At 75.2% G+C, this 2,881-nt stretch carries 3 protein-coding genes; 1 reads left to right on the forward strand and 2 read right to left on the reverse strand.

Annotated elements, in window-relative coordinates; translation table 11 throughout:
- Positions 1-212: 212 nt before the first annotated feature.
- Both CCR87_RS06040 and CCR87_RS06045 read right to left on the reverse strand, forming a co-directional pair.
- Entirely contained in the window at positions 213-998 is a 786-nt protein-coding gene (locus tag CCR87_RS06040; protein WP_201156659.1) for a hypothetical protein, read from the reverse strand.
- A 410-nt stretch (positions 999-1,408) separates the two neighbouring features.
- Complete coding sequence (locus CCR87_RS06045; protein WP_201156660.1) at positions 1,409-2,002, reverse strand: lysozyme inhibitor LprI family protein; 594 nt, start codon at positions 2,000-2,002, stop codon at positions 1,409-1,411.
- A 401-nt stretch (positions 2,003-2,403) separates the two neighbouring features.
- On the opposite strand from CCR87_RS06045, the gene CCR87_RS17610 reads away from it, so the two are divergent.
- A partial coding sequence (locus CCR87_RS17610) for a mechanosensitive ion channel domain-containing protein (RefSeq protein ID WP_201156661.1) occupies positions 2,404-2,881 on the forward strand: 478 nt, incomplete at its 3' end.

Below are 2,881 nucleotides of genomic sequence, written 5' to 3' on the forward strand. Positions count from 1 at the left end.
TGTTGGGGGGTGGCGGTGATGCGGCCGGTGTTGGGGGCGGTCTGGGGAGGCGGATGAGGCGGCCGGTCAGGCCGCCCACCGCCTCGGCGATGACCCGGCGCGGGACCGGCTGGCCGTGGCCTGCCGACGGGCGGTCGCGGCCGGAGGTCCCCGCCCCCACCGGCGGCGCGACCTTCGTCATTCTCGAGATGACGCGCTCAGGTCGCCGCCCCTCAGGGCAGGCGCCGCAGGCTGCCGGGATCGAACATCGGCCGCTCCTGCCCCTCATCCACCAGCACGACGCGGTCCGGCCAGGCGTCATGCCTCAGCGCATACCGGACCCCATGCGTGCCCATCCCCCAGGCGCCGCAGGGCGGGTCCGGAACCGCGTCCGGGTCCGCATCGGGACCAGTTTCGGGACCGCTGTTGGCGCCGGTTTCGGCGGCCGCATCGGGACCGGTGTCGGCCCCCGGGTCGGCGATCCCGTCGGAACCACGATCGGCGCCAATATGGAGGCCAGTATCGAGGCCAACATGGAGGGCAACATGGAGGCCAGAATTGAGGGCACTGGCGCGACCAGTGTCGGGGCCTGCCTCCGTGCCTCCCTCTGTGCCTGCGTCGGGGCCTGCCCCGGGGTCCCGGCCCGGGCTGGCATCGGGGGTGGCGGTCATCGCGGGCCGGCCGGGCACCAGCGCATACGCGGCCATGCCCGGCTGCATCGGGCGCAGCGTCAGCGGGCGGAACGCGCACGCCGCCGCGGGGTCCAGATGGCCGTGCAGGACCAGCCACGCGCCCAGCTCCGCCAGCGGGTCCGGCCCCGAGGCCGACACCGCCACCGGCTGCACGACGACACCCAGCACCGCCCCGTCGCGGCGTTGCACGAAACCGCCCGCCGCGTCGTTCCACGCCACATCCCAGACCCCGGTGCCCAGGGCGCACCGCTCGACCCACAGGGCGATGCCACCGCCCGCGCGCCAGTGCCAGGCGCAGCCCTCGGGCGCGGTCGCCCATCCGGGCATCGGGGTGGGCGTGGGACCGGGTGTCCCGCCAGGCACCGAGACAGTCACCACGCCGGGCGCCACGCCGGGCACCGAGACAGGGACCACGCCATGCACCGAGACAGGCACCGAGACAGGCACCGGGCCGGGCCTCAGGACGGGCACCAGGTCGGGCACCGGGCCGGGCCTCAGGCTGGGCGCCGAGACAGGCAGGAGGCCGGGCATTGGATCAGGCACCGGACCAGGCGTCGGATCAGGTACCGCACGAGGGATCGGATCCGGCACCGCGCCGGGCACCGGGCCGGGCACCGCGGCTGGTGTCGTGGCGCGCGGGGTCTCGGCCGCCACGTCGTCTGCGAGGGTCGCGGGCAGGGTCGCCAGCAGGGTCGCCAGCAGGGCCGCCAACAGGGCCGGGGCGACGGCGCGCCGGGTCATGGCGCCCACCACCCCTCCAGCCGCAGCGTCTGGCGGGCGGTTTCCAGCAGGTGGCACGCCATGGTCGCCGGTCCCGCGCCGGTGCCGCCGCGCCATTGAGCCTGTTCATAAAGGCAGGCCGCATCGCGCCAGCCGGTCCAGGCGCCCTGCATCGCCTCCAGCGCGGGGGCCAGCCGGGGGCCTGTGGCGCCGAGGCGGTCCATGTCGGCATCCTCGGCCGTGTCGGTCTGTCGGCGGATCGCCAGCGCGGCGGCCATCCGGTCCTCCCAATGGCGCAGCTCGGCGGCGAGGCAGTCGATCATCCCCACGGTGGTATCGCCCCCCGGCGCGGCCATGCAGGCCACCGCCGCGCGCCCCGCACAGTCGAGCACCCCATGCCCCGACCGCGCCGGAGCCTGCGCCGCCGCCTCGGCCACGCAGCGGTCGGTGGGCGCGGGATCGAACGCCGGGTCCGCCGCCGCCCGGCCCGCCCCCGAGACCGACCCCGGAACCGACCCCGAGACCGACGCCAGAGCCACCCCCACAACCGCCAGCGCCGCCACCGCCCCAGCCGTCGCGCCCCGTCCGATCCGATCCGGCGATCCCTTCATGCGTCTGCGTCCTTTCCGTTGCGGCTGCGGTGCGTCCTGTCGGGGCCTGTGTGTCCCGGCACCTGCCGGTCCCGGGCCTCTGCGTTCCGGGCCCCTGTGTTGCGGACCTGTGCGTCGCCCGCGCCCGCGGACCATCCCAATGCGTCCGCGGGCGCGGGCCGCCGCGCGTGCACGAGCATACAGCGCCCGTTAACCCTGTCATCACGCTTTCGTGTGGCCCGCCATGCCCGACGCCCAAGCCCCGATCCGTTTCGAACACCCCGACGGCGACATCGTCATCGCCCCGGTGGCGGGGGTCTGGCGGGGTTCGGCATCGGCGGGCTTGTGGTGGCGCTGGCGGTGCAGCCGACGCTGATGAACATCCTTGGGGGGTCACGCTTTATGCCGACCGGCCGGTGTCGGTGGGCGACATCTCCCGCCTCGGCGATACCATGGGCACGGTCGAGGCGATCGGCCTGCGCTCCACCCGGTTGCGGACGCTGGACCGCACGCTGATCCCGGTGCCGAATTCGCAGGTCCTCGACCTGCAGCCGGAGAATTCCGCCCGCCGCGACCGGATGCGCTTCGCCACCACCTTGCAGCTGCGCCACGAGACGACGCCGGACCGGCTGCGCTGCGTGCTGGCCGGGCTGCGCCGGTTGCCGATCGCGCCTCGGATGGTGCTGCCCGACCCGGTGCGGGTGCGGCTGGCGGGGCTGGGCGCGCAGTCGCCGGACATCGAGGCGCTCGCCTGCATCACCGCCGCCGACGTCGACACCTTTGCCGCCGCGCGCGAGGATGGGCTGCTGCGCATCCTCGCGCTGGTGGACGAGGCCGGGGCGCCGGTCGCCTTTCCCTCGATGGTGCAGTCCCGCGCCGAGGACACGGCCCCCGACCCCA

Source organism: Rhodobaculum claviforme (assembly GCF_016653255.1).
GTDB lineage: Bacteria > Pseudomonadota > Alphaproteobacteria > Rhodobacterales > Rhodobacteraceae > Rhodobaculum > Rhodobaculum claviforme.

Excerpts from the sequence above, each read along its gene's own strand:
- CCR87_RS06045 (WP_201156660.1), bottom strand. The coding sequence starts at position 2,002 with ATGAAGGGATCGCCGGATCGGATCGGACGGGGCGCGACGGCTGGGGCG.
- CCR87_RS06040 (WP_201156659.1), bottom strand. The coding sequence starts at position 998 with ATGCCCGGATGGGCGACCGCGCCCGAGGGCTGCGCCTGGCACTGGCGC.